The organism is Kocuria sp. CPCC 205231 (assembly GCF_040980965.1).
GTDB lineage: Bacteria > Actinomycetota > Actinomycetes > Actinomycetales > Micrococcaceae > Kocuria > Kocuria rosea.
In genome coordinates, this window is the sequence record NZ_JAVKPP010000006.1 from 13,150 (window position 1) to 39,188 (window position 26,039).

The 26,039-nt window shown below is 73.4% G+C and carries 24 protein-coding genes; 14 read left to right on the forward strand and 10 right to left on the reverse strand.

The features are described 5' to 3' along the window. Nucleotides 1-117 precede the first annotated feature (117 nt). The 3 genes from RF640_RS07490 to RF640_RS07500 all read right to left on the reverse strand — a co-directional run bounded on the left by RF640_RS07490 (nucleotide 118) and on the right by RF640_RS07500 (nucleotide 4,049). On the reverse strand, nucleotides 118-342 hold the full coding sequence (locus RF640_RS07490) for a DUF3073 domain-containing protein (protein ID WP_031282554.1): 225 nt from the start codon (nucleotides 340-342) through the stop codon (nucleotides 118-120). Between the two features lie 254 nt (nucleotides 343-596). Then, nucleotides 597-3,212: an ATP-dependent chaperone ClpB gene (gene clpB, locus RF640_RS07495; protein WP_017832576.1), complete on the reverse strand. Its 2,616-nt coding sequence runs from the start codon at nucleotides 3,210-3,212 to the stop codon at nucleotides 597-599. A gap of 261 nt (nucleotides 3,213-3,473) precedes the next feature. Then, entirely contained in the window at nucleotides 3,474-4,049 is a 576-nt protein-coding gene (locus RF640_RS07500; RefSeq protein ID WP_035928304.1) for a hemerythrin domain-containing protein, read from the reverse strand. A 225-nt stretch (nucleotides 4,050-4,274) separates the two neighbouring features. On the opposite strand from RF640_RS07500, the gene RF640_RS07505 reads away from it, so the two are divergent. The 9 genes from RF640_RS07505 (at nucleotide 4,275) to ppgK (ending at nucleotide 14,949) form a co-directional block, all read left to right on the forward strand. Further along, nucleotides 4,275-5,627, forward strand: coding sequence for an MFS transporter (locus RF640_RS07505; protein WP_043738673.1), 1,353 nt, complete (start codon nucleotides 4,275-4,277; stop codon nucleotides 5,625-5,627). Nucleotides 5,628-5,774: 147 nt separating this feature from the next. Further along, nucleotides 5,775-6,746 carry a CapA family protein gene (locus RF640_RS07510; RefSeq protein WP_368827330.1) on the forward strand — a complete coding sequence of 324 codons (972 nt, stop codon included), beginning with the start codon at nucleotides 5,775-5,777 and terminating at the stop codon, nucleotides 6,744-6,746. Between the two features lie 275 nt (nucleotides 6,747-7,021). After that, complete coding sequence (locus RF640_RS07515) at nucleotides 7,022-8,707, forward strand: ribonuclease J (protein WP_017832580.1); 1,686 nt, start codon at nucleotides 7,022-7,024, stop codon at nucleotides 8,705-8,707. Between the two features lie 91 nt (nucleotides 8,708-8,798). Next, nucleotides 8,799-9,167, forward strand: a complete 369-nt coding sequence (locus tag RF640_RS07520; protein WP_017832581.1) for a MerR family transcriptional regulator — start codon at nucleotides 8,799-8,801, stop codon at nucleotides 9,165-9,167. Continuing rightward, a complete protein-coding gene (locus RF640_RS07525; protein WP_368827333.1) occupies nucleotides 9,164-10,687 on the forward strand; it encodes an acyltransferase family protein in 1,524 nt (507 codons plus the stop codon). Before RF640_RS07520 ends, RF640_RS07525 begins: the two co-directional genes overlap by 4 nt. A 12-nt stretch (nucleotides 10,688-10,699) precedes the next feature. After that, on the forward strand, nucleotides 10,700-11,275 hold the full coding sequence (locus RF640_RS07530) for an SGNH hydrolase domain-containing protein (protein WP_368827503.1): 576 nt from the start codon (nucleotides 10,700-10,702) through the stop codon (nucleotides 11,273-11,275). Nucleotides 11,276-11,478: 203 nt separating this feature from the next. Next, nucleotides 11,479-13,002: a SulP family inorganic anion transporter gene (locus RF640_RS07535; RefSeq protein WP_109221671.1), complete on the forward strand. Its 1,524-nt coding sequence runs from the start codon at nucleotides 11,479-11,481 to the stop codon at nucleotides 13,000-13,002. Between the two features lie 578 nt (nucleotides 13,003-13,580). Continuing rightward, nucleotides 13,581-13,904 (forward strand): hypothetical protein, encoded by a 324-nt coding sequence (locus RF640_RS07540; RefSeq protein WP_368827335.1) that lies wholly within the window; start codon nucleotides 13,581-13,583, stop codon nucleotides 13,902-13,904. A 208-nt stretch (nucleotides 13,905-14,112) separates the two neighbouring features. Further along, the gene (gene ppgK / locus RF640_RS07545) at nucleotides 14,113-14,949 is read left to right on the forward strand and encodes a polyphosphate--glucose phosphotransferase (RefSeq protein ID WP_255219444.1); all 837 of its coding nucleotides are present in this window, start codon (nucleotides 14,113-14,115) and stop codon (nucleotides 14,947-14,949) included. Here the strand turns inward: ppgK and RF640_RS07550 are convergent. After that, nucleotides 14,919-15,527, reverse strand: a complete 609-nt coding sequence (locus tag RF640_RS07550; protein WP_176337412.1) for a CDP-alcohol phosphatidyltransferase family protein — start codon at nucleotides 15,525-15,527, stop codon at nucleotides 14,919-14,921. The genes ppgK and RF640_RS07550 overlap by 31 nt on opposite strands. A gap of 342 nt (nucleotides 15,528-15,869) precedes the next feature. Between RF640_RS07550 and RF640_RS07555 the strand changes: the two genes are divergently transcribed. Next, nucleotides 15,870-16,286: a VOC family protein gene (locus tag RF640_RS07555; protein WP_368827337.1), complete on the forward strand. Its 417-nt coding sequence runs from the start codon at nucleotides 15,870-15,872 to the stop codon at nucleotides 16,284-16,286. A gap of 48 nt (nucleotides 16,287-16,334) precedes the next feature. Here RF640_RS07555 and RF640_RS07560 read toward each other — a convergent pair whose 3' ends face one another. Together RF640_RS07560 and RF640_RS07565 are read right to left on the reverse strand one after the other, a co-directional pair. After that, the gene (locus tag RF640_RS07560; protein WP_176337411.1) at nucleotides 16,335-16,886 is read right to left on the reverse strand and encodes a DinB family protein; all 552 of its coding nucleotides are present in this window, start codon (nucleotides 16,884-16,886) and stop codon (nucleotides 16,335-16,337) included. Nucleotides 16,887-16,953: 67 nt separating this feature from the next. After that, nucleotides 16,954-17,487, reverse strand: coding sequence for a hypothetical protein (locus RF640_RS07565; protein ID WP_146200261.1), 534 nt, complete (start codon nucleotides 17,485-17,487; stop codon nucleotides 16,954-16,956). 68 nt (nucleotides 17,488-17,555) lie between these two features. On the opposite strand from RF640_RS07565, the gene RF640_RS07570 reads away from it, so the two are divergent. Together RF640_RS07570 and RF640_RS07575 are read left to right on the forward strand one after the other, a co-directional pair. Continuing rightward, entirely contained in the window at nucleotides 17,556-18,269 is a 714-nt protein-coding gene (locus tag RF640_RS07570) for an HAD family phosphatase (protein ID WP_095650380.1), read from the forward strand. Beyond that, nucleotides 18,266-18,925 carry an HAD family phosphatase gene (locus RF640_RS07575; RefSeq protein ID WP_017832591.1) on the forward strand — a complete coding sequence of 220 codons (660 nt, stop codon included), beginning with the start codon at nucleotides 18,266-18,268 and terminating at the stop codon, nucleotides 18,923-18,925. Before RF640_RS07570 ends, RF640_RS07575 begins: the two co-directional genes overlap by 4 nt. Nucleotides 18,926-19,015: 90 nt before the next feature. Here the strand turns inward: RF640_RS07575 and RF640_RS07580 are convergent, their stop codons facing one another. The 3 genes from RF640_RS07580 to RF640_RS07590 form a co-directional block, all read right to left on the reverse strand. Further along, the gene (locus tag RF640_RS07580; protein ID WP_368827340.1) at nucleotides 19,016-20,542 is read right to left on the reverse strand and encodes a DEAD/DEAH box helicase; all 1,527 of its coding nucleotides are present in this window, start codon (nucleotides 20,540-20,542) and stop codon (nucleotides 19,016-19,018) included. Between the two features lie 362 nt (nucleotides 20,543-20,904). Continuing rightward, nucleotides 20,905-21,657 carry an SDR family NAD(P)-dependent oxidoreductase gene (locus tag RF640_RS07585; RefSeq protein WP_017832593.1) on the reverse strand — a complete coding sequence of 251 codons (753 nt, stop codon included), beginning with the start codon at nucleotides 21,655-21,657 and terminating at the stop codon, nucleotides 20,905-20,907. 133 nt (nucleotides 21,658-21,790) lie between these two features. Next, nucleotides 21,791-22,567, reverse strand: coding sequence for a type 1 glutamine amidotransferase domain-containing protein (locus tag RF640_RS07590; RefSeq protein WP_368827343.1), 777 nt, complete (start codon nucleotides 22,565-22,567; stop codon nucleotides 21,791-21,793). Nucleotides 22,568-22,755: 188 nt separating this feature from the next. Here RF640_RS07590 and RF640_RS07595 point away from each other — a divergent pair, with 188 nt between their 5' ends. Together RF640_RS07595 and RF640_RS07600 are read left to right on the forward strand one after the other, a co-directional pair. After that, nucleotides 22,756-23,151 carry a hypothetical protein gene (locus tag RF640_RS07595; RefSeq protein WP_017832595.1) on the forward strand — a complete coding sequence of 132 codons (396 nt, stop codon included), beginning with the start codon at nucleotides 22,756-22,758 and terminating at the stop codon, nucleotides 23,149-23,151. Nucleotides 23,152-23,285: 134 nt separating this feature from the next. Further along, complete coding sequence (locus RF640_RS07600) at nucleotides 23,286-24,974, forward strand: DUF222 domain-containing protein (protein WP_368827345.1); 1,689 nt, start codon at nucleotides 23,286-23,288, stop codon at nucleotides 24,972-24,974. A gap of 130 nt (nucleotides 24,975-25,104) precedes the next feature. Here RF640_RS07600 and RF640_RS07605 read toward each other — a convergent pair whose 3' ends face one another. Further along, on the reverse strand, nucleotides 25,105-25,980 hold the full coding sequence (locus tag RF640_RS07605) for a D-hexose-6-phosphate mutarotase (RefSeq protein WP_176337408.1): 876 nt from the start codon (nucleotides 25,978-25,980) through the stop codon (nucleotides 25,105-25,107). Nucleotides 25,981-26,039: the final 59 nt, after the last annotated feature.

The following is a 26,039-nucleotide window of genomic DNA, read 5'->3' on the forward strand; positions in this document are numbered from 1 at the left end:
GCGAACGCCCCGCCGGCCGGCGGGGCGTTCGCTGTTCGCGGGGACGCGAAGAAGGTGCTCGTCCTGGACGGGCACCTTGTTGCGTCGTGCGGTGGAGACGAGCGGAGTTCCCGGTGGCTACCGGCGGAAGTCCTCGTCGTAGTCGTCGGCGTACTTGTCGACGTAGGCCGAGTAGTCGTCCTCGTCCTCCTCGACGGTCTCCTGGACCGGCTCCCGCAACGGGGGCATCTGCTCGCTGCCGCGCAGTTCCCGCTGGAGTGCCGTGAGGTCGGTCTGCGGGCTGAAGTACTTCATCTCCCGCGCCTGCCGTGTCGCCTTCGCCTTTTGACGGCCGCGCCCCATGGCGTGACCCCCTCTGTCTCTTGGTCCGGACGGCGGCACTCTGGCACAGAGTACGGCCCCGGAAATGTCGTATGAATGGTTCGTGAGACCAGGGTACATGGTTTGTCAGCCCGTTGCGCCCGGCCCGGGACCGGCGCGGTGGACTGTCGGCAACCTCACGGGAGGCGGGCGGAACGCGGTCGGGGAGCCCCGGCGGCGGGCCGTCGCCGGGACTCCCCGACGGCGGCCCGCCGGCCGGCGGCGCGCCCCGCAGCTCAGTCCGCGGCGTGCGCCCGCTCGGACACGGCGGTGACGGTGAGCCCGTCCGCCACGACGTCGGCGTCGACGTCCACCCGGACCGCGTCCCCGTCCACGACCGCCCCGGAGAGGATCGCCCTGGCGAGCTTGTCCCCGATCTCCCGCTGCACCAGCCGGCGCAGCGGCCGGGCACCGTAGGCCGGGTCGTAGCCGGTGAGGCCCAGCCACTCGGTGGCCGCGGGCGTGACCTCCAGGCGCAGGCGGCGCTGGCCCAGGCGCTCGGCGAGCTGGGCGACCTGGATGTCCACGATCTTCGACAGGTCGGACGTGGACAGCGGGTCGAACAGGATCACGTCGTCGAGCCGGTTCAGGAACTCGGGCTTGAACGAGGCGTTGACCACGTTCATCACCGCCTGCTTCTTCGCCTCCGGCTCGATGGTCTGGTCCACCAGGAACTGGCTACCCAGGTTGGAGGTGAGGATCAGGATCACGTTGCGGAAGTCCACCGTGCGTCCCTGCCCGTCGGTGAGCCGGCCGTCGTCGAGCACCTGCAGCAGGATGTCGAAGACGTCCGGGTGGGCCTTCTCGATCTCGTCCAGCAGGACCACCGAGTACGGGCGGCGCCGCACGGACTCGGTGAGCTGGCCGCCCTCCTCGTAGCCGACGTAGCCCGGAGGGGCGCCGACCAGCCGGGAGACCGTGTGCTTCTCCCCGTACTCGGACATGTCGATCCGCACCAGCGCGCGCTCGTCGTCGAACTGGAACTCCGCGAGGGACTTCGCGAGCTCGGTCTTGCCCACGCCGGTGGGACCCAGGAACAGGAAGGAGCCGATCGGCCGGTTCGGGTCGGAGATGCCGGCGCGCGAGCGGCGCACGGCGTCGGCGACGGCCTGCACGGCCCGGTGCTGGCCGATGAGCCGCTTCCCGAGCACCTCTTCCATGTGCAGCAGCTTCTCGGTCTCGCCCTGGAGCATGCGCCCGGCGGGGATGCCGGTCCAGGCCGAGATCACCTCGGCGACGTCGTCGGCCGTGACCTCCTCGGAGACCATGGTGTCGTGCGGGGCGGAGGTGTCCTCCTGCTCCTGGGCGGCGTCGAGCTCCTTCTGCAGCGCCGGGATCTCGCCGTAGAGCAGCCGGGAGGCCTCGGCGAGGTCGCCCTGGCGCTGGGCCATCTCCGCCTGCGAGCGCAGGTTGTCGATCCGCTCCTTGAGGTCTCCGACGCGGTTCAGGCCGGCCTTCTCGGCCTCCCACCGGGCGTTGAGGGCGTCCAGGTCCGCCTTCTTGTCGGCCAGCTCCTGGCGCAGCGCGGCGAGGCGCTCGACGGACGCGGGGTCGGTCTCGCGCTCCAGCGCCAGCTCCTCCATGGTCAGGCGGTCGACGGCGCGGCGCAGCTGGTCGATCTCCTCCGGCGCGGAGTCGATCTCCATGCGCAGCCGCGAGGCTGCCTCGTCGACCAGGTCGATGGCCTTGTCCGGCAGCTGCCGGCCCGGGATGTACCGGTTGGACAGGGTGGCCGCCGCGACGAGCGCGGCGTCCGCGATCTGCACCTTGTGGTGGGCCTCGTAGCGCTCCTTGAGCCCGCGCAGGATCGCCACGGTGTCCTCCACGGAGGGCTCGCCGACGTAGACCTGCTGGAAGCGGCGCTCCAGGGCGGCGTCCTTCTCGATGTTCTCGCGGTACTCGTCCAGGGTGGTCGCGCCGATCAGGCGCAGCTCGCCGCGGGCCAGCATGGGCTTGAGCATGTTCCCGGCGTCCATCGAGCCCTCGGCGGCGCCGGCGCCGACCACGGTGTGGATCTCGTCGATGAAGGTGACGATCTGCCCCTCCGAGTCCTTGATCTCCTCGAGCACGGCCTTGAGCCGCTCCTCGAACTCGCCGCGGTACTTGGCGCCGGCCACCATGGACCCGAGGTCCAGGGAGATCAGCGTCTTGCCGCGCAGCGACTCGGGGACGTCCCCGGCGACCATGCGCTGGGCGAGGCCCTCGACGACGGCGGTCTTGCCGACGCCGGGCTCGCCGATCAGAACGGGGTTGTTCTTGGTGCGGCGGGACAGCACCTGCACCACGCGCCGGATCTCGGAGTCCCGCCCGATGACGGGGTCCAGCTTGCCCTCGCGGGCCATGGCGGTCAGGTCGGCGCCGAACTTCTCGAGCGCCTGGAAGGTGCCCTCGGGGTTGGGTGTGGTCACGCGGCGGTCTCCTCTCACGGACGGGACGGCGGTCCTCAGCTGGTCGGGTCCGGCGCCCGCGCCCCGCAGGATCTCCCCGACCTTCCCCTCCTGCTGGGCGAGGCCGTACAGGAGGTGCTCGGTGGAGATGTACTCGTCGCCGAGGGACTGGGCGAACTGCTCCGCGGCCTGGATGACCTGCAGCGCGCCCCGGTTGAACTGGGCCTGAGCCGTGGAGGAGCCGGACGCGGAGGGCAGGGCCTTGATGGCGGCGCTGGCCTGCGCGGAGACGGCGTCGACGTCGGCCCCGGTGGCCTTCAGGACGGCGACGGCCACACCCTCCCGCTGGTCCATGAGGGCCTTGAGGAGGTGGGCGGGCTCGACCTGCGGATTGCCCGCGGTCGAGGCGTTGGTGGAGGCGGCGGAGAGCGCCTCCTGGGACTTGGTGGTGAACTTGGTCTCCACTGCGGCTCCTTGGCGAGGGACGTTCTGGAACGGATCGGGGACGAACCGGCCCGGCGCCGATCACCAGTGGATGCGGCCGGGCAGTTCAGCTAACTTGAGTTTAGCGCACTCAACTCCCGGGCAACAGGGGTCTGTGCCCGCTCGGTGCCGGCGACCCGCCGTGGTCCCGTGGAACAGCACGGACCCCCGCCGGGCGAGCCTCGCGAGGCGCTCGTCCAGCAGGGGTCCGTGCCGTGCTGTCCGCGGGGGACCGTCGCCCGGTTAGCCGGTGCTCCGGCCCGTCAGCCGGTCCCGGAGCCGGTCGACCATGCCGACGCCGGGCCCGACGGTCTTGTGGAACAGCTCCGAGTGCGGCGCGGAGGGGTGCGGCCGGGTCGGCGCCACCTTCTTGGCGTTCTGCACCTTCCGGCCCAGTTCCACGAGGTCCTCGGCCGGGATGTGCGCCCGCAGCTTCGGGAACTGGTCGGACTCCTCGTCCTCGATGTGGTGGCGCAGCTGCGACTGCATCTCGCGGATCAGCTCCATGAACGCCGGCTCGGAGGCGTCGACGCCCTCCACCTGCTTCATGACCCGGACGAGATCGTCGTGCTCCTTCTTGTCGTGCTCGACCTCCTCGGCGCCGCCGGGCAGGTGCTTCTCCATCACCGGGTAGACGTGCATCTCCTCCGCGACGGCGTGGCGCATGACCTCCGCGATCACGGTGTCGGCCAGGTCCCTGCGCCGGGCGGCGTCCGGGGCGCCCTCGATCTGGCCGAGCAGTTCGAGCATCTCCCGGTGGTCGGTGGTGAGGATGTCGATGACATCGGTGTCCGGACCCGCAGCGTGGGTGTCGGTCATGGGACGCGCCTCCTTGACGTCGTGGTTCCCGGTTCCGTGGGCGGCATGACGAGGCCCTGGAACCCGAGCGCGACACATATCACACGGATGCCCGAATTGTCCAAGATCACAGGCCCGAACCGTTGGATGCCCTCGACATCCTCCGTAGCATCGAGGTTTCCACCCGTTCGGCCCGACGACGCGCCTTCCACCCGCACCCCCATGTTCCGCACGGAAGGATCCGCCATGTCCGCACCTCGCACTGCCGTGCTCCAGGTGATCAACGCCCCGGACCGCACCGGCACCCGCTTCGCCCTCTTCGCCCTCGCCCTCGGCGGCTTCGGCGTGGGCACCACCGAGTTCGCCTCGATGGGCCTGCTCCCCTTCATCGCCGAGGACCTCGACGCCTCGATCCCCTCCCTCGGGCACGCCATCTCCCTCTACGCCCTGGGCGTGGTCGTCGGCGCACCCCTCATCACGTCCCTGACCGCCCGGGTGGAGCGCAAGAGGCTCCTGCTCGGGCTGATGGTCGCCTTCACCGCCGGCAACGTCCTGTCCGCGGCCGCGCCGTCCCTCGAGTGGCTGTACGTGGCGCGCTTCCTCTCCGGCCTGCCCCACGGCGCCTACTTCGGGGTCGCCGCGGTGGTGGCCTCCTCCCTGGTGCCGCGCGAGCGGCGCGGCACCGCCGTGGCCCGCGTGGCGCTCGGCCTGACGGTCGCCAACATCGTGGGCGTCCCCCTGGCCGCCGTGCTCGGCGGGAGCCTGGGCTGGCGGGCCGGGTACGGGCTCGTGGTGGTCATCGGCCTGCTCACCGTCGCGGCCCTCGCCCTCTGGATCCCCCGCACCCGCAAGGGCGGCGGCGTCTCCGTGGCCCAGGAGGTCCGTGCCCTGGGGCGGCCCCAGGTGGCCCTGACCCTGCTGGCCGGGGCGGTCGGCTTCGGCGGCATGTTCGCGGTCTACACGTTCGTCTCCCCGATCCTGACCGAGCTCAGCGGCCTCGACATCTCGATGGTGCCGTGGGTGCTGGCCGTGTACGGCGTGGGCATGACCGCGGGCTCCCTGCTGGCGGGCCCGCTGCTGGACCGGTCCATCGAGAAGACCGCCCTGGGCGCGGGGGCCGTCTCCGGGGTGGCCCTGGCCTTCTTCGGCCTGTTCGCCCACTCCGCGGTCGCGGCCGTGCTCGGCGTGCTGTGGATCGGCGCCATGGGCGCCCTCTTCAGCACCGCGCTGCAGATGCGCCTGCTGCGCGAGGCCAAGGACGCCCCGTCCCTGACCGCCGCCATGAACCACGCGGCGTTCAACCTGGCCAACGCGATGGGCGCCTTCCTCGGCGGCGCCGTCATCACCGCCGGCTGGGGCTACCGCTCCCCCGCCTGGGTGGGCGTCGGCCTGGCCGTGGCCGGCCTGCTCATCCTGGGCTACGCGACCCGCCTGCACCGCACGGGGGGCGTCCCCGCCTCCTCGCCCGTGCGCACCGGGCCCTCCTGGGCCTACCAGGCCGTCTCCGACCTGTCCGTGCTCCTGCCGGAGCCGGCGCAGCTGCGCCCGGCCGCGGCGAACAGCGCCCGGATGACCGACTGGGCCGATCTGGGCCGGTGACCGGTGGCCGCCGGCGCCTCCTGCCTCCCGGGCGGGCGGCGCCGGCGGAGCCGCGTGGTCCCCGTGACCGGGACGGCCACCACCGGCCGCTCTTGTCCGCCCGCGGGCCAGGGGTCACGATGGGAGCGTCCGGACAGGAGGCGGCTCATGCGGATCGCACTGGTCGGCGATGTCATGCTCGGCCGGCTGGTCGACGAGCGGCTGCGCCACGAGGGCCCGGCCCATCCGTGGGGGGACGCCCTCCCCCTGCTCGCGCAGGCGGACCTGCGGTTCGCGAACCTCGAGTGCGTGCTCGCCGACGACGGCCCGCCCTGGCCCGGCAAGCGGTTCCACTTCCGCTCGGACCGCAAGAACGTCGCGAGCCTGGAGGCCGCCGGCGTCGACGTCGTCTCGCTGGCGAACGACCACGTGCTCGACCACGGCGTGGAGGCCATGCGGGAGATGCTCCCCCTGCTGGACGAGCACGGCATCCTGCACACCGGGGCGGGCCCGGACGCGGAGGCGGCACGACGCCCCGCGGTCTGCACCCGGGCCGGGACCGCGGTGGGCTTCCTCGCCTTCACGGACAACGAGCCGGGCTGGGCTGCGGGCCCCGCGTCCCCCGGCGTCCACCACGTGCCCGTCGACCTCGCCGACGACCGCGCTCGGGACCTCCTGCAGCTCGTCCGGCGGACCCGGGAGCGCACCGGCCTCCTCGTCGTCTCCGCCCACTGGGGGCCCAACTGGGGCGCGCAGGTGCCGCCGGAGCACCGCGCGTTCGCCCACGCGCTGGTGGAGGCCGGGGCGGACGTGGTCTTCGGCCACTCCCCGCACGTCTTCCGCGGCGTCGAGGTGCACCGCGGCCGGCCGGTGGTCTACGGCGCCGGGGACTTCGTCGACGACTACGCCGTCCGTCCCGACGAGCGCAACGACCAGTCCTTCGTCTTCCTGCTCGACGTCCGGGACGGCCTGCCCCGCCGCCTGCGCCTGCACCCCACGGTGATCGAGGCCCTCCGGGCGAGGACGGCCACCGCCGAGGCCCGGGGCATCGCACGGCGGATGGAGCGGCTCAGCGCCGCGCTCGGCACGCGGTGCACGTGGCGCGACGACGAGCAGTGCCTCGACGTCCCGCTGGACTGAGGCCCTCCCGCTGTCCCGCCGCGAGCGCGCGGAAGACCCGCGCCGAGCCCCTTCCCGCCCGGCCGGTGACCGGTCACCGCCTCCTGCGGGCCCCCGCCGGGGCGGTCCGTTCCCCGTCCGCGCCGCCCGGCGGTCCGCCGCGACCCTGACCCGACGTTAGAGTTGTCCCAGACTTCTCGGGGCCGTCAGGTCCCGGACGCGGCCCCGGCTCGACGCGAGCCGCCCGCACGACCTTGCTCCACCCCACGTTGAACCCACGATGAAAGCGGAATCCTTTGACCATTTCCTCCCGCAAGCTCAAGTCCCCGCCCCCGCTGCCCTCCGGGGGCCTGCGGATCACCCCGCTGGGCGGTCTGGGCGAGATCGGACGCAACATGACCGTCTTCGAGCACGCCGGCAAGCTGCTCGTCGTCGACTGCGGGGTGCTGTTCCCCGAGGAGCACCAGCCGGGCATCGACGTGATCCTGCCCGACTTCACCTCCATCCGGCACCGGTTGGGCGACATCGTCGGCATCGTGCTCACCCACGGCCACGAGGACCACATCGGGGGCGTGCCGTACCTGCTCAAGGAGCGCCCGGACATCCCGGTCATCGGCTCCGAGCTGACCCTGGCGTTCATCACGTCCAAGCTCAAGGAGCACCGGATCACCCCGAAGGCGGTCCACGTCGAGGCCGGGGACACCCACAGGGCGGGCCCGTTCGAGTGCGAGTTCGTCGCGGTCAACCACTCGATCCCGGACAGCCTGGCCGTGGCGATCCGCACGGACGCCGGGCTGGTGCTGCACACCGGGGACTTCCGGATGGACCAGTTCCCGCTGGACGACCGGATCACCGACCTGCGCCACTTCGCCCGCCTGGGCGACGAGGGCGTGGACCTGTTCCTCACCGACTCCACCAACGCCGAGGTCCCCGGTTTCACCACCTCGGAGCAGGAGCTGACGCCGGCGATCAACCAGGTCTTCGCCACCGCCCCGAAGCGGATCATCGTCTCCAGCTTCGCCAGCCACGTCCACCGCATCCAGCAGGTCCTCGACGCCGCCCACGCCCACGGGCGCAAGGTGGCCTTCGTGGGCCGGTCCATGGTCAAGAACATGGGCATCGCCCGCGACCTGGGCTACCTGAAGATCCCCCGCGGGCTGGTGGTCGACTTCAAGAAGCTCCAGTCCATGCCGGACGCCAAGGTCACCCTGGTGTGCACCGGCTCCCAGGGCGAGCCCCTGGCCGCGCTCTCGCGCATGGCCAACGAGACGCACCAGATCCAGCTCAACGCCGGGGACACGGTGCTCATGGCGAGCTCGCTGATCCCGGGCAACGAGAACGCGATCTACGGCATCATCAACAAGCTCACCGACCTCGGCGTGAAGGTCGTGCACAAGGGCAACGCCAAGGTCCACGTCTCCGGCCACGCCTCGGCCGGGGAGCTGGTCTACTGCTACAACATCGTCAAGCCCACCCACGTGCTGCCCGTGCACGGGGAGTCCAAGCACCTGCACGCCAACGCCGAGCTGGCGGTCCGCACCGGTGTCGACCCGGAGAACGTGCTGATCGGCCGGGACGGCACCGTCATCGACCTCGTCGACGGCCGGGCACGGATCTCCGGGCAGGTGGAGGCCGGTCTGGTCTACGTCGACGGCCACACCGTGGGCAAGGTCACCGAGGAGACCCTGGTGGAGCGCCGGCTGCTGCAGGAGGGCGGAGTGGTCACGGTCGTGGCCATCGTCGACGCCGACACCAACGCGCTCGCCGAACCGCTGGAGTTCCTCGCGAAGGGCTTCGTCCACGACGAGCACGTCTTCGACGGGGCCGCCGACAAGGTGAAGAACGCCCTGGCGCGCCCGGCCACGTCCAAGGTCGCCGATCTCGAGAAGCTCGAGTCGATCATCGCCGAGACCGTCTCCCGCCACCTGGAGCGCGCCTACCGGCGGGCCCCGCTGGTGACGGTCGTCGTCGTCGACGCCTGAGCCGCACGACCGCCCGGTCCCGGCCCCGGCCCCGGGGCCGGGACCGGGCGGTTGGTAGACTCGGGGTCCCCTGATTCCTGGAGGTCGTTCGATGCCGCAGCGCGTCCGCGGAGGCACCATGCAGATCGGCGAGCTCGCCGATCGGACCGAGCTGTCCCTGCGCACCATCCGCCACTACGACGAGGTGGGCCTGCTGCCGGCCTCGCGCACCGAGGGCGGGTTCCGCGTGTACACGGAGCGGGACGTGGAACGGCTCACCCACATCAAGCGGATGAAGCCGCTCGGCTTCTCCCTGGAGGAGATGGCCGAGCTGCTCGAGCTGCTCGGCGCCGACGAGCCCGCAGAGGCCCGGCTCGCCGACTACCTCGAGCGGGCCCACCCCGAACGGGACCGGCTGGCCAGGAAGCTGGCCCAGGCGGACGAGTTCATCGCGATGCTGGAGCAGCGGCTCCGGCGATGACCGAGCGCTCGACGAGCTGCGCCGCCGTGCCCGTGGCGGTCCTCCGCAGCCCGTCCCCGCGGACCGCCCACCGCCCGGACCTGCAGGGTCTGCGCGGGGTGGCCGTGCTGCTGGTGGTGGTCTTCCACGTGTGGACCGAGAAGGTCTCCGGCGGGGTGGACGTGTTCTTCGTGCTCTCCGCGTTCCTGCTCACCGGCTCCCTCGCCCGCCGGATCGAGCACGGCCGGCCCCTGGCACTGCCGGCCTACTGGGCCCGGACCTTCGCCCGGCTGCTGGGCCCGGTGGCGGTGCTGCTGCTGGCCGTGCTCGCCGCGGTGTTCCTCTGGTTCCCGCCCAGCCGGTGGGCCGAGCTGCTGGCCCAGGCCTGGGGGTCGCTGTTCTACGTCGTGAACTGGGTGCTGGCGGACCAGGCCGTGGACTACTACGCCGGCAACTCCGCGGCCACGACCCCGCTGCAGCACATGTGGTCGCTGTCGGTGCAGGGCCAGGTGTTCCTGGTGTGGCCGCTGCTGCTGGCCGGGGCCGCCGTGACGGCCCGGCGGACCGGGACCGGGTTCCGCCCGGTGGCCTGGGTCGTGTTCGCCGCCGTGTTCGCCGGCTCGCTGGCCTGGTCGGTGGTGGCCACCGCGGCCGGGCCCGAGGCGGCCTACTTCAGCACCCTGACCCGGCTGTGGGAGTTCGCCCTGGGCTCCATGGCAGCCCTGGCCCTGGCCGGCTCCGGCACCGCGCGGACGGCCTCCCGGCGCCGGAGAGCCCCGGCCCGGGTGACCGGGGTGGTCCTGGGCTGGGCCGGGCTGGCCGCGATCCTGGCCACCCCCTTCCTCATCGGCCCCGACACCCGCTTCCCCGGCACCGTCGCCCTGGCCCCCACCCTGGGGGCCGCGGCGATCCTGCTCGGCGGTGCCCTGGCACCCGACGCCCGGACCGGCGCTGCCCGGCTCCTGTCGGCGCGTCCGCTGCAGTGGTTCGGGGACCGCGCCTACGGGATCTACCTGTGGCACTGGCCGTTGCTGATCACCTATCTGCTGCTCACGGCCCGGGACACCGTGCCGGTGCCGGCCGGACTCGGGATCCTGGCCGCCTCGGTGGTCCTCACCCGGGTCACCGCGCTGCTGCTGACCGGCTGGCGCGCCCTGCCCGGGATCCGTGCTCGCAGCGGGATCCGGCTGATCGCCACCGCCCTGCTCGTGGCGGTACCGCTCACCGGCGCCCACCAGTACACGGTGCTGCGCGACCCCACCGCCGGGGTGGAACGCACCGCGCAGAACTACCCCGGCGCCGCGGTGCTGCGCGAGGACATCGGCGAGGTCCCGGACGTGCCGATCATCCCCACCGAGGACGAGCGCGACCAGGAGTGGGGCGACACCGGAGACCTCTGTCCCCCCGAGCGGACCCCGGCGGGCATCGCCGAGCTGGGCGAGTGCAGGATCATCACCCCCGACCCCGCCGGTGACACCGATCCCCGCGGCACCGACCCCGGTCTGACCCTGGTGGTCCTCGGGGACTCCCACGCCCGGTAGCTGCTCACGCCGATCCACCGGGTCGCCGACGCCCAGGGCTGGACGGTGGTCTCCTATCTGCGCAACGCCTGCCGCTACACGAGCGAGTCGGAGAACTACCAGGCCGAGTGCAACGACTTCAACACCGCGGCCCGGGAGGCGGTCCTGGAGACCGAGCCCGACGCGGTGCTGACCATCGGCACCCTCAGCCTGCCCGAGGCCCCGCACGAGAAGCTCGTCGAGGGCTACGAGGCCGGTGTGCAACCGTTCCTGGACGCCGGCATCCCGGTGCTGGCCTTCCGCGACAAACCGCGCTTCCCCTACGACATGTTCGAGTGCGTGGAGACCTACGGGCCCGACCGCGACCGCTGCAACGTCCCCCGCTCCGAGTCGCTGCTCCCCGTCAACCCGCTGGAGGAGCTGGCCGCCCGGCACGAGGACCTGCACAGCATCGACCTCACCGACCGGCTGTGCACCGGGACCACCTGCCCCGGGGTGGTCGGCAACATCATGGTCTACCGCGACCTCGACCACGTCACCTCCAGCTACGGCGAGACGCTGGTGCCCGACGTCGAGGAGCGCCTGCTGGCCGCCCTCGACCGGACGTGAGCCACCTCTCCCCCGCCCCGCGGCCGAGGACCCTACCCTCACGTTAGGATAGGGTGACGACGCGGTCCCCGCCGGAGCGCCTCCGCACCCGGACGCCGCACCGCCCGCGCAACGCCGTGTCCACCCGCATGCGCAGCACCCGGGACGACCCCAGCCCTTCCGCCCAGCCTCCCCCGCCCTCCTCCCCTGCGAACGGAGCCTCCTTGGCCACCACGACAGCCGGCCCCGCGGCCGACCTCACGCCCGAGCAGCGCCAGTCGGTGCGCCTGACCCTCCGGTCCCCCCGTCACCTCAAGACCGAGGTCCTGGCCGGGCTCGTGGTGGCCCTGGCGCTCATCCCGGAGGCGATCGCCTTCTCGATCATCGCCGGGGTGGACCCCCGCCTGGGCCTGTTCGCGTCCTTCACCATGGCCGTGACCACCGCCGTGCTGGGCGGCCGGCCCGCGATGATCTCCGCTGCCACCGGCGCGGTGGCGCTGGTGATCGCCCCGCTGGTGGCCTCCCACGGCATCGACCACTTCATCGCCGCGGTGATCCTGGCCGGGGTCTTCCAGGTGGTCCTGGCCCTGATCGGCGCGGCGCGGCTGATGCGCTTCATCCCGCGCTCGGTCATGGTGGGCTTCGTCAACGCCCTGGCCATCCTGATCTTCAGCTCCCAGATCCCCGAGCTGATCGGGGTGCCCTGGGCCGTCTACCCACTGACGGCCCTGGGCCTGGCCATCGTGTTCCTGTTCCCCCGGCTGACCGGCGCGGTCCCCGCCCCGCTGGTGGCCATCGTGGTGATCACCGCGATCGTGGTGCCGATGGGCATGGACGTGCCGAGCGTCGGCGACAAGGGCGAGCTGCCCGAGTCCCTGCCGTCGCTGTTCTTCCCCGACGTCCCGCTGGACCTGGAGACCTTCCGGATCATCGCCCCGTTCGCCCTGACCATGGCGCTGGTGGGCCTGCTCGAGTCGCTGATGACGGCCAAGCTCGTCGACGACATCACCGACACGCGCTCGAACAAGACCCGAGAGTCCTGGGCGCAGGGCGCGGCCAACATCGTGACCGGCTTCTTCGGCGGGATGGGCGGGTGCGCGATGATCGGCCAGACGATGATCAACGTGCGCGCCTCGGGGGCCCGCACCCGCATCTCCACCTTCCTGGCCGGGATCTTCCTGCTGCTCCTCGTCGTGACCCTCGGCGAGGTCGTGGCGGTCATCCCGATGGCGGCCCTGGTGGCCATCATGATCTTCGTGTCCTGGGCGACGTTCGACTGGCACTCGGTCCGCCCCTCGACCCTGGCGCGGATGCCCCTCCCGGAGACCCTGGTGATGCTCTCCACCGTGGCCGTGACCGTGTGGACGCACAACCTCGCCCTCGGCGTGATCGTGGGGGTGCTCGTGGCGATGGTCGCCTTCGCCCGCCGGGTGGCCCACTTCGTCACCGTCGACCGTGCGCTCGAGCGGCGCGACGGCCGGGAGACGGCGGTCTACACCGTGCACGGGGAGCTGTTCTTCGCCTCCTCCAACGATCTCTACACGATGTTCGACTACGCCGGGGATCCCCAGCGGATCGTCATCGACTTCTCCGACTCCCATCTCTGGGACGCCTCCACCGTCGCCGCCCTGGACTCCGTGACGGACAAGTACGCCCACTACGGCAAGGACGTGGCGATCGTCGGGCTCAACCAGGCCAGCCGCCGGATGCGGGTGCGCCTGGGCGGAATGCTCAACTCCGAGCACTGACCCGGCACACCCGCCCGGCGCCGCGGCACGGCGCCCGAGCACACTCTGCCGGGCTGTGCATTTGCGATCACAACCCTTTGTGTCTGCATGTGAACTGGGTCACACGACGGGTCTTGCCGTACGCCGCGGGATGGAGCATCGTTGCTTCTCACCAGGGGATTCTGTGGTCCGCCAAGGATCATCCCCCGGCTCCCGCACCGTCGACCGACAGCGCGCCGCCTCCGGACTCCGGGGGGCGTCACCCGCATCGGGTCCGGGCGCGGGAGCAGCAGGGAGCGGGGCCGGCTGGGGGCCGCCCCGCTCCCCTTCTGTGTGCCGGCCCCGTCCGCCGGCACCCCCGCACCCCGCTCCGCCCGGCCCCGTCGGTGGTGCCGTCCGGCCCCGGGCGTCCGGAGGAAGCACCGACGGTCCGGAAAACGCACGCACCCGGGCTCCGTGTGGTGCCCCGAGGGCCCACCCGGAACCATGATGGGGGCGGCGGCGCCACCGCGCCGCCACGGACGGTCCCGGACCGCTGCGCAGCGTCGCGCCCGGTCCGGGACCGTCCTCGGAGCGACGCACCGCAGTGAGGGGGGACCGTGGACGACGACAGGATCGGAGCCGTGCAGGCACGCCTCGCCCGGCACGCCGTCGAGCGCGCCGGTCTCGACGCGGCCCGGGTCTGGTGGCACTGCTTCCAGCTCGGCGGCGAGGCCGGGATGCTGGAGGTCGACGCGTACCTGCACGGGTGCCTGAGGCTGCCGGCCGCCCACCGCGACCTGCTCGCCCGCGCGGTCAACGGACTCGTCCGGGACGCGCCCGTCGCCCGGGTCCCGTTCTCGTGGGAGATCGGCGCGGGCTCCCGGGACGACGCCGGCCCGCAGGACCGCGGCAGCGCTTCGGGCCTCTGGCCGCGCGCCTGAGCCGGCACCTCCACCGCGGCGGATCCTCCTCGGAGCCCCCGAGCCGTGCCTCGCGCGCGGCGCCACCTCCACGGCCCCGGCGGCCGCGGTGGCAGAATGGTCCGGGGTGCCGGCCCCGACGACGGCCCGCACCCGGTCGGGCGCAGCGAGCCGGACGCAGCGCGCCCGTCGTCGTCCCCGTGCCCCCACCTCGACCCTAGGATGTCGGATGGCCCATCTCTCGCCCCGCCCCGTCCCAGCCCCCGCGCCGACCGGCTGGTCGACCCTGCACCGGCACCACATCGGGGTGGACGTCGGCGGCACCCTGATCAAGTACGCGGCCGTGGACATGGCCGACGGCGAGCTGACCACTCCGGTCCTCCAGCGCCCCACCCCCGTCCCCGCCACGCCGGATGCCCTGGCGGAGCAGCTCGTGCTCATCGTGCAGGAGCTCGCCGCCGGTCCCCAGGCCCCGCACCCGGAGGCCAGCGTGGGAGTGGCGCTCCCCGCGATCATCCGCCACGGCGTGGCCCGCTCCGCCGCGAACATCGACGACGCGTGGATCGGCCTGGACGTCCACCGGTTCCTCACGGAGCGGCTGGGACGCACCGTCCACGTCCTCAACGACGCCGACGCCGCGGGCCTGGCCGAGCTCCGCTACGGCGCCGGGCGCGGGGCCAGCGGCACCGTCCTGGTCATCACCCTGGGCACCGGCATCGGCTCGGCGCTGTTCGTGGACGGGAAGCTGGTGCCCAACGTCGAACTGGGCCACCTGGAGCTCGGCGGGGTCGACGCCGAGGTGCGGGCCTCGGCGGTGGCCCGGGAGCGGGAGGGACTGGACTGGCCGGACTACGCCGAGCGTCTCCAGCAGTACTTCGCGCACCTGGAGTTCCTCTTCTCACCGGACCTGATCGTGGTCGGCGGCGGGATCTCCGCCCGGCACGAGGACTTCCTGCCCCGTCTGCGCCTGGACACGCGCGTCGTCCCGGCCGAGCTGCGCAACGCGGCGGGCATCATCGGCGCCGCCCGGCACGCCTACCTCGCCGTGCCGCCGGCGTCGGCCTGACCTCGGAGGGCCTGGCGGAAGTACTGCACGCCCGCCAGGACGTGCAGGACGGCGGCCACCTGGACCATGACCCGGCCGACGTCCGTCACCTCGGGGGTGGACCAGGCGGGCCCCGCCAGGACGAGCACGGTCCCCACCATGAGCAGGGCGGTCTTCGCCTTGCCGACCGTCGTGACCCGCAGGGTGCCGAGGGACCGCCGGACCAGGGTGGCGATCCCCACCACGACGTCGACGACCGCGATGACGATCAGCACCCACCAGGGGAACAGCCCGACGATGCTCGCGGCCACGGCGATCGCCACGGTCCCCAGCCGGTCGGCGATGGGGTCCATGACCTCCCCGACCCGGCTGCGCTGCCGGAGCGCCCGGGCCAGGGCGCCGTCGACCCAGTCCGTCAGGGAGAAGAGGGCGACGAGGACCAGCGCGCGCACCGGCCGCTCGTCGATGTCGAGGACGGCCAGAACGGCCGGGACGATGAGCGCGAACCGCACCACCGAGACCACGTTGGGCACCGTGAGCACCCGGTCGTAGTACGGCGACTCCGCCGGCTCGACCGCGTTCTGGTGCTGCTGTGCCATGTGCCTCGTCCCGTCCTCCGGCGCTCCCGGGCGAACGGTCCGCGCCCGTCGGTGCTGCCCTCGAGACTATCTGGTCGGCGCCGGGCGGCCCGGGAGATGACGCCGCCCGGCGCGAGGGCCGGCACGGTCCCTGGCCGCACACGGGCCGCCCGGGCAGAATGGGGCGGGAGCCTCGTCGCCGGTCGTCGGTGCGCCCGCAACGGCTCCGCCGGCGCACCCTGTGCACCCTCGCCCGGTGAGCTCCGACCCGGTGCGCGTCCTCGGCCCGACACCGGGCGCGCCACCCCGTCCGTCCCGCTCACCGGGGCCGGGCCCGACCGAAGGACCGCTGTGGATCCTCGCGTGCACTTCCTCACCCTGTCCACCCCGGACCTCGACGCCGCCCGCGAGTTCTACGCGCGGGGTCTCGGCTGGGAGCCGCTGCTCGACGTCCCGGGCGAGATCCTCTTCTTCCAGATCGCCCCGGGGACGGTCCTGGGTCTCTTCGACGCCGGGAAGTTCGCCGAGGACCTGAGCCTCCCATCGGCCACCCCGGCGCAGGGCGTGACGCTCGCGCACAACGTGGACGGCGAGGCCGCGGTGCGCGCGAGCGTCGACGCGATGAGCGCCGCGGGCGGGACCGTGCTCACGAGCCCGCGGCCGGGCGCCTTCGGGGGCGTCTTCCACGCGCACGTCGCCGATCCCAACGGCGTGGTGTGGGAGATCGCGCACAACCCTGGGTGGCGGATCGACGACGACGGGACCGTGCACCTCGGCTGAACGTGCCCGCCCGGCCCGTCCGCGCCGGGAGGTGCGGCCGGGGCCGGCTCAGCCGCGGACGTCGACGCGCAGGTGGTGCTCGACGTCGTGCAGGAAGTACGCCGCGAAGCTCGCCACGGTGAAGTCCTTGCCGTCCCCGCGCCTGCCGGTCCGGGCCCACTGCTCCCCGGTCACGGCGTCGAAGGCGTCCGCGGTGGCGCGGACCTCCTGCGCGAGCTCCCCGGAGACCTCGTAGGGGTCCTGCAGGTTGTACTGCCCCTCGACCGCCGCGGCGTCCTGGTCCCAGTCCGCGAAGACCGGGTCCTGCTCGTCGAGCATGAGCCGCAGCCGCTCGCGGAAGACCCGGCAGAGGTCCCGGACGTGGCAGGCGTACTCCAGCGGGGACCACGTCCCCGGGCTGGGCCGGTCCGTCATGCCCAGGCGGTCGAGGACCGCCGCCCAGCGCTCGACCGTGGCCCGCGCCCGCTCCCCCGTGCTCGTGACGTCGTAGTCCGGGTCGAACCCGCAGTCGGGACAGCCCCGGTCGAGCACCACGGTCCAGTCCTTGGTCTCCGGAGGGACCGGGGAGGTGTCGGGGGTTCCGGGGCGCTCGGTGGTCATGCGGCCAATGTACCCGGGCCCACCGGGTGCGGCGAGGTCCCGCGGCGGACGGGGCGGGCCGGGCGGGTCACAGCCCCTGCCGGTCCAGGATCTCGTCCTCGTCGAGCGGCTCCCCGCGCTGGACCCGGCGGGTCCGGCGCAGGTCGGTCGCGGCGAGCACCACGGCGGCGGTCGCCAGGACGAACGAGAGGATGCCGAGGGTGTTGGCGAACCCCGCGGACAGGCCCAGGTGGACGGGGTCGGCGGCCCGGGTCAGCACGGACGCGCCGGCGCCGTCCACGCGGTCCGGGAGGACGGCGCCGAAGCCGAGGAGCACGGCCCATGCGGCGAGCACCGTCAGCGAGGACCGCAGGGACGCCCCGGCAGGGACGTGGGCGCGGGCGTCCCGGCGCAGCAGCACCCCGGCCACCACGAGCAGCGCGGTCAGCGGCAGGGCCAGCGTCAGCGTGTAGAGCAGCACCAGGTCACCGGCGGCTCCGGCCAGGCCGCGGCCCACGGCCACCCACACCCCGAGCAGCAGGGCCGCGGGGACCCCGAGGACGGGCACGGCGCGCTGCAGGACGGCGGGACGGTGCGGCACGCGGTCGAGGGCTGTTTCCACGCCCGCCAGTCTATCGACGGGCCTCCCGCCGGAGACCCGCCCGCGGGCGCCCCGGTAGGCTGGAGCGCATGCCCTCCCCCGGATTCCCGCACGCCGTCCTCTTCGACCACGACGGGACCCTCGTCGACACCGAGCCGCTCTGGGACCGCGCCAAGCAGAACCTCGCCGCCGAGCACGGACGGCTCTGGACCCCCGAGGACTCGCTCGCGACCCTGGGCCGGCCGGTCGCCGCGACGATCGACCGGCTGCAGCGGGTCGGCGTGCCGCTCGGTCCGGACGAGCTGTTCCGGGCGGTCTTCGAGCACAGCGTCCGCGTCCTGGAGGACACCGAATTGACCTTCATCGACGGGATCGCGGAGCTCCTCGAGGAGCTCTCGGCCGCGGGGATCCCCGCGGCGATCGTCACCAACGCGAGCTCGGCGATGGGCCACCACACCGCGGCCACCGCCCCGGAGGACCTGTTCCAGGTCGTCATCGGCACGGACGAGTACGCGCAGGGGGTCCGCCCCAAGCCGGACCCGGACGCATACCTCACGGCGGCGCGCCGCCTCGGGGTCGACCCCCACCGGTGCGTCGTGGTCGAGGACTCCCCCGCCGGGGCCGCCGCGGGCGTCGCGGCGGGCATCCCCACGGTGGTCGTCCCCGGCGAGCTGGAGGTCGAGCGCGGCCCCGGGCTGCTGCACCTGGGATCCCACCGGGAGCTGACCCTGGAGCTGCTGCGCTCGCTGGACCCGCAGTCCCCGTCGTCGCCCTTCCACCCCGTGCAGGAGACCCGCCCGTGAGCGCCCCCGACTTCCCCGCCGCCGTCCTGTTCGACCACGACGGCACCCTCGTGAACTCCGAACCGCAGTGGGCCGTGGCCAAGCGGGCGGTGGCCGGCCGGTACGGCGTCGGCTGGAGCACCGAGGACGACCTCGCCACGCTGGGCCGGACGGTGCCCGCGTCGGCGCGGCTGATGGTCGAGCGCGGCGCCGAGGGGACCGTCGAGGCCATCACGGCCGAGCTCGGGCGGGAGGTCGCGGCCTCGCTCACGGGCGAGGTCCCGTTCCTGCCCGGCATGCGCGACCTGCTGGCCGAGCTCGAGCGGGCCGGCATCCCCGGCGCCGTGGTGACGAACGCCCTGACCGTGGTCGCGGAGGGCACCGCGTCCGGGGCGCCCGAGGTGCTGCGGGTGGTCGTCTCGCAGGAGGACGTGGAGCACGCCAAGCCGCACCCGGAGCCCTACCTGCTCGCGGCGCGGCGGCTGGGCGTGGACCCGGCACGGTGCGTGGCGGTCGAGGACTCGCAGACGGGGGCGGCGAGCGCGGCGGCCGCCGGGATGCCCGTGGTGGTGGTGCCCGGGGAGCTGCCCGTGGAGCCCGCTCCCGGCCTGGTGCTCGTGGACGCCCACACGGACGTCACCCTGGAGTTCCTGCGCGGGCTGGGTCCGGCCGTCTGACGAAGTCCACCACGACGACGAGGGCCCGTTCCCTGCCGTCCGCGCGATGCGGGACGGCAGGAAACGGGCCCTCGTGCGAGGTGCCTAGGCTCAGCGGGTCGCGGTGCCCTGGGGGGAGGACGCGCGGCGCGGGCTCCGGGCGCGGCGACGGGCCGCGGCCTGGGTGGAGCGGTCCGGCGCGGACTCGGTCGAGTACGCAGGCGCCGCGGAACGGCTGGGCGCGGCCGAGCGGGCCGGTGCCGCCGAGCGGGAGGCCGAGCCGTTGCCGGGGCGGGAGCCGCCGCGGCTGCCGGTCTCGCCGCGCTGGTCGCGGGAGGCGCTGCGCGGCTGCTCGGAACGGTTCTGTCCGCCGCGGCCGCGGTTGCCGCCGGAGCCGGCACGGCCACCGGAACGGCCGGCGCCGGAGCGCTGACCGCTCGCCGGGCGGCCCTGCGCCTGGACGGGCGGCGCCACGTAGGCGACCTTGTCGGCGAGCTCGCCCACGAGCGCCGTGACGGCCGGGGAGCCGACGGTCACGGTGTCGAAGTTCGCGGTGACGCCCGCGGCCTTCATGAGCTGCGTGACCTCGCGGCGCTCCTCCTTGGTGGCCACCGTGACCACGGAGCCGGAGGCCCCGGCGCGGGCGGTGCGCCCGGAGCGGTGCAGGTAGGACTTGTGCTCGGTGGGCGGGTCGATGTGCACGACCAGCTCGACCTCGTCCACGTGCACGCCGCGGGCGGCGACGTCGGTGGCGACGAGCACGCGCACGTCACCGGCGGAGAACTGGGCCAGGTTGCGGTCGCGGGCGTTCTGGGACAGGTTGCCGTGCAGGTCCACGGCGGGGATGCCCATCTGGCTGAGCTTGCGGGCCATCTTCTTGGCGCGGTGCTTGGTGCGCGTGAACATCACGCGGCGGCCGGTGCCGGAGGCCAGGGCCTCGATGAGCTCCTGCTTCTCGTCCGCGTCCACGACGAGCACGTGGTGGTCCATGGTGGACACGGACGCCTGCGGGGCGTCCACGGAGTGCTTGACCGGGTTGGACAGGAACTGCTTGACGAGCTTGTCCACGCCGCCGTCGAGCGTCGCGGAGAACAGCAGCCGCTGGCCGCCCTGGGGGGTGCGCTTGAGGATGCGGGTCACCACGGGCAGGAAGCCCATGTCGGCCATGTGGTCGGCCTCGTCGATGACCGTCACGCGGACGTCGTCGAGCGTGAGGACGTTCTGCTTCAGCAGGTCCTCGAGCCGGCCGGGGCAGGCGATGACGATGTCGGCGCCCTTGGCGAGCGCCTTCTCCTGGTTGCGCTGGGAGACCCCGCCGAAGATGACGGTGGTCGTCTGCCCGGCGGCCTCGGCCAGCGGGGCGATCGCGCGGTCGATCTGGGTGGCCAGCTCGCGGGTGGGGGCCAGGACCAGGCCGGTGGGCCGGTTGGCCCGCCGGGCGGCGCGGGCGCCGTTGCCGGTCAGTCCGGCGAGACGGGACACGAGCGGCAGCGCGAACGCCACGGTCTTGCCCGAGCCGGTCTTGCCGCGGCCGAGCACGTCACGGCCGGCCAGCGAGTCGGGGAGGGTCTTCTCCTGGATGGGGAACGCCTGCTCGATGCCCTGCTGGGCGAGGACGGCGGAAAGGGCCTCGGGCACGCCAAGGTCGGTGAAAGTAGCCAAAACTGGGATACGTCTTTCGATCGGATGTCCCGGCAAGGGGGTAGCGCGCCGGGTTGCGCCGAATGACTCCTGGAGCCCCTGCGAGCGGGCTGAGACCGTCTGGAACGGTGCCACGCTGGAAGAAGAACGGGGTGCTCGACGCCTGCCTGCTCACCCGGGAACGGGGAGCAGTGCCATATGCAATACGCCTCACCCTACAGCACCGGCGGCACGCCACCACCCGGATGTGGCGGAGGGCACGGCCGCGCCATGACGGCGCCGGGCCCACCGCGCCGGTGCGGGACGCGGTGACGCGTGCACGCATCCGGCGCCGGTGCGGTGGGTCCGCGGTGCGGGGGCTACAGCGCGGTGTAGCCGCCGTCGACCAGGTAGTACCCGCCCGTCATGAAGGAGGCCTTCTCCGAGAGGAGGAACGTGGTCAGGGCGGCGACCTCCTCGGCGCGGCCCAGCCGGCCGAGCGGGTGCTTGGCGGTGAGCCCCTCGAGGACGGACGCCGGCGCGGTCCTGAGCAGCGGGGTGTCGATGTAGCCGGGGCCGACGGCGTTGATCCGCACCCCGCGCCGGCCGTACTCCACGCCGGCCTGCTTGGTGAGCCCGACCACACCGTGCTTGGCGGCGGTGTAGGCGCTGTTGCCCGCGGCCACGGCCACGGTGCCGTGCACGGAGGCCATGTTGACGATCGCCCCGCCGCCGGCCTGCTCGATGGCGGGCAGCTGGTAGCGCATGCCGAACATGACGGAGTGCAGGTCGATCTGCACGGTGCGCACCCACGCGTCGAGGTCCGATTCCCCCACCGCGTCCGCCGCGCCGGCGACCCCGGCGTTGTTCACCGCCAGGTGCAGGGCGCCGTAGGTCTGCTGGGCGAACTCGACCGCGGCCTCGCAGTCCTCGGGCTTCGCCACGTCCTGCCGGAAGCCGGCGGCGTCGCCGCCGGCGGCCATGATCGCCTGGACGACGTCGTCGATCCGCCGGGTGTCGATGTCCGTGACGACGACCTTGGCGCCCTGCGCCGCGAGGTCCTTCGCGCAGGCCTCGCCGATGCCGGAGGCGGCGCCGGTGACGAGCGCGACCTTGTCCTTGAGGTCAGCCATGTGGTTCTCCTGCCGTGTGTCCGCTGGGCCGGGCCGGACGGCCCGACGCTCCCAGTCTGTCCGGAAACGCCGGGGCCCGCGAGGGGTGGCACGGGCGCCGCCTGCCGTGCCGCCCCTCGCACCGGACGGAGGCTCAGCCCTCGGCGTCCTCGGACTTCTCGGCGTCGTGCGCCTGGCGCAGCGCGGCGGAGTCCGCCTCCTGGGCGGCCTTCTGCTCGCGCACCACCTCGGTCAGGAGCTTGGTCATCTCCTTGGCCACGCCGGCCGCGGACTGCGGGTTCTGCCCGGTGACGAGGCGGTCGTCCACGACGACGTTCTCGGCCCAGTTCGGCGCGGTCCGCACGTCCGCGCCCTGCTCGACGAGCTTGTCCTCGAGCAGGAACGGGACGACGTCCGACTTGCCGACCTCGTCCTCCTCGGCGTTGGTGAACGCGGCCACCCGGCGTCCCTCGACGATGCGCAGACCGTTGGCGAGCTCGACGTCCACGAGCCCGGCGGGTCCGTGGCAGACGGCGCCGACGACTCCCCCGGCGTCGTGCACGGCGGCCACGAGCGCCTGCAGGTCCGCGTTGCCCGCGAAGTCCCACATGGTGCCGTGCCCGCCCACGAGGTAGACCGCGTCGTACTGGGCCGGGTCGACCACGCTGATCCGCGGGGTGTTGTAGAGGGAGGCCCGCACGGTCTCGTCCTCAAGGTACTGCCGCTGCACCTCGTCCTTCTCGTCCTTGCCGTCCTGCGGGGGCTGCCCGCCGGCGATCGAGGCGAAGTCGACGAAGTAGCCGGCGTCCCGGAACACCTTCCACGGGTGGGCGGCCTCCCCCACGAAGTAGCCGGTGGGCTCCCCGGTGTCGCCGAGGGAGTCGTGGCTGGTGAGAACGAGCAGAACCTTCTTCATGGTCTCGATGTCCATGTCTGTCCTTCCGTCGGGTGGCGGGACGCGGAGGGCGTCCTGCGAGCGGGTGGCCAGCCTAGGCGGCGGGGGCCGCCCCCGGGGCCGGTGTTCGCTCCCGGCCCCTCCTGTACGGAGGGCGCGATCCCTCCCCTGATAGGGTCGTTGACGACTCAATGACCCTGTTCGCCCTCCTGAAAGGACCGACCATGAGCCTCTCCAACGCGATCCTGCGCGGCGTCTCCGGCGCCTACCTGCTGCAGTCCGGCTACGGCAAGAAGGACCTCCCCACGGAGGCCGCCGCGGGTCTCCAGCAGTTCGCCGCCACCGGCGTCCCCCAGTTCGAGGAGTGGGACGCCGACACCTTCGGCAAGTTCGTGGCGTACTCGGAGATCGGCATCGGCGCCGCCCTGCTGACCCCGTTCGTCAACAAGCGCCTCGCGGGTCTGGCCCTCGGCGCGTTCTCCGCCGGGCTGCTCGCGATGTACTTCCGCAACCCCGAGATGACCCAGGAGGACGGCGTCCGCCCGTCCGAGGCCGGCACGGGCCTCTCGAAGGACGCCTTCCTGGCCGCGATCGCCGCGGCCCTGGTCGTCTCCAAGTAGGCACGGCCCCGCAGGACCCCACGGGTGCAGCCCGTCCGCACGGACGGGCGGCACCCGTTCTGCATTCCCGGTGGCCTTTCCGGAGTCCTACTCCGAAGTCCTAGAACGTCCGAGGCGCCCGGGAGAACGGGCCCATGACGACGACGGCGCACCGCCGGGCCCGTCCTGCTCCGGGTCCGCACCGAGCCGCTCCCGCCGGGGAGCGGGTGCTGGACGCCGGCGTCCGGGCCGAGGTGCGGGCGGTCGTCGGGGAGCTCGTGGACTCGGCGGCCGCACAGGCGCGGGAGGCGGGGCGCCAGCTGCGCTGCATCGTCCGGCTGTGGCTGCTGGCCTGGGAGGACCACGAGATCGACTGGGTCTCCACGGCAGGGCTGATGCCCTACGAGGCCGATGAGCTCGTCTGCTCCCTCCTCGAGACCGAGGACCAGATGGTGCGTGATCTCGCCGACGAGATCGGCCCGGCGCTGCGCCTGCCCGCGGGCACGGCCCTCGGGCGCGTCCGCGAGGCCCTCGTGCTCGGGCTGCACCTGCCCGAGGTCCTCGAGGCGCTGGAGGCGGGCCTCTTCAGCGCCCGGCACGCCTCGGTGATCGCCGACCAGTGGCGCGAGCTGGTCGAGGACGTCCCGGCGGGCCAGGAGGCACCGTCCGCCGTCGTGCAGCGGCTCGCCGCCGAACTGGTGGAGCGGGCTCCGCACTGCACGGTGGCGCAGCTGCGCGCGTGGGCCCGGCGCCGGCGCGCGGCGCTGCTGACCGGGACGCAGGAGGCGAGGCACCGGGCGGCCCGGGCCGGACGCCGCGTGTGGGTCGAGCACGGTGAGGACGGCATGGCGTGGCTGCACGCCCTGCTGGACGCACCCACGGCGCTCGCGGTCCAGGACCGGCTCGACACGCTCGCGTCGCTACTGGAGCCCGTGGAGGAGACCGCCCGCGCGGGGACGGGGCGAGAGCCGGACCGGTGCGGCACGGCGCAGTTCGGTCCAGTGCAGTTCGGTCCGGTGCAGTGCGGTCCAGTGCAGTTCGGTCCGGAGGAGGATGGCCCGGACGGGTTCGCGCCGGGTGCCAGGACTGCCCGGACGGACGCGCAGCTGCGGGCGGACGTCCTCACCGATCTCCTGCTGGAGGGGGAGCTCCCCGATGACCCCGGGTTCCCGCGCGGTGTGCGCGGCCGGGTCTGCGTGACGGTCCCCGTGCTCACGCTGCTGGGGTGCCGCCCCGGCGGCCCGACCGCCGGCGTGCCCGCGGACGCCCCGGTGCTCGAAGGCCACGGCCCGATCAGCGCGGACGTCGCCCGGGAGCTGGCCGCCGGTGCCTCCTCGTGGCATCGCGTGCTGACGCACCCCGTCACCGGAGCCGTCCTCGACCACGACCGCACCACCTACGCGGTGCCCGCTGATCTGCGCCGCCGGCTGCGGCTGCGCGACGGGACCTGTCGTTTTCCGGGGTGCCGGCGGCGGGCCGAGCGCTGCGACCTCGACCACACGGTGGCGTGGCAGGACGGCGGCCGGACGGCTGCGGACAACCTGGCCCACCTGTGCCGCCACCACCACCTCGTCAAGCACCGCCGCGGTGCCCTCGGCCGCTGGTCGGTGCGGCAGCCGGGGCCGGCGCCCGCCGGCGGAGTGCTCGAGTGGACCTCACCGGCCGGACGGACCTACCGGACCGTGCCGGACCCCTCGGCCGGTGCCACATCGGTCGGTGCCACATCGGTCGGTGCCACATCGGTCGGTGCCACGTCGGGCGGTGCCACATCGGGCGGACCGGTCCCGGACGTCGGGGAGCGGGGCAGCTCCGTGCGCGAGGACGCGGACCCTCCCCCCTTCTGACCGCCCGACCGAGCGCACGCACGGTGCGGGTGGCGCTGGGCGTGCGGCCTCCCGGTCGGTGCTGCCGCGGGACACGGGCGCGGACCGGCCCTCCGACAGCGCTGTGCCGAGCGCCGGACGGTCCCGAGGATCAGGCGGGTGGGCGGCCCGGGTCCTCCGCCGTGGTCTCCACCGACAGGCGGTAGCCCATGCTGTGGGTCTCCTCGGGCTCGAGGTGCACGGCGTCGGCGTGGGTGTTGGCGCCCTCCACGCACACGAAGTCCGTCCATCCGTCCGGCCCCACGTCGGGCATCGCCGCCGCCGTCTCCGCCCCGGGGTTCCACACCACGGTGGTGCCGGAGTTCTTCTTCCGGATCCGCAGCACCCGCCCCAGCACGGGGTCCACCACGGCGACGTCGCCGGTCGAGCGGTACACCCGGTCGGTCTCGCCGTCGAACCGGAGGTCCCCCTCCTGGACGCAGTCCTCCCGGTCCAGGACCTTGTCGCGGTAGGACGCGCCGTCCAGCCCCTCGACCCGGATCTTCCGCACGTCCCCCACCACCAGGTAGGCGTGCAGGGCCTCCTCGAAGTCGAACGGGCGCTCACCGGTGTTGGTGACGCTCAGCTCGAGGGACAGCTCGGTGCCGAAGCGCACCACGCAGTAGGCCTCGAACTGGTACGGGAACTGCTCCTGGTGCGCGGGATCGGTGACGTCCGCGTCCGAGAGCCGGTAGACGATCATCGCCTCGTGGTCCGAGGACTCGCGCGACTCGACGTGCCACGGGAGCGTGCGGGCGAAGCCGTGCTTGGGCTCGCGCCCGCCCTCCGCCCCGTCCGCGAACCAGGGGAAGCAGATCGGGACACCCCCGCGCACGGGCTTGCCCGTCTCGAGCGCGGTGCTCGGGGACAGCCACAGCACCGGGGCGTGGCCCGTGGGGATCCAGTCGATCACGTGCGCGCCCTGGTCGTGGACGGCGCCGGTGGCGTCCGCGCAGGAGAACAGGCGGGGCTCGGGGAGTTCGCTCATGCCCCTCAGGCTAGACCGAGGGCCCGGTCCCCGTCAGGAGGCCGGGCCTTCGTGCGCCG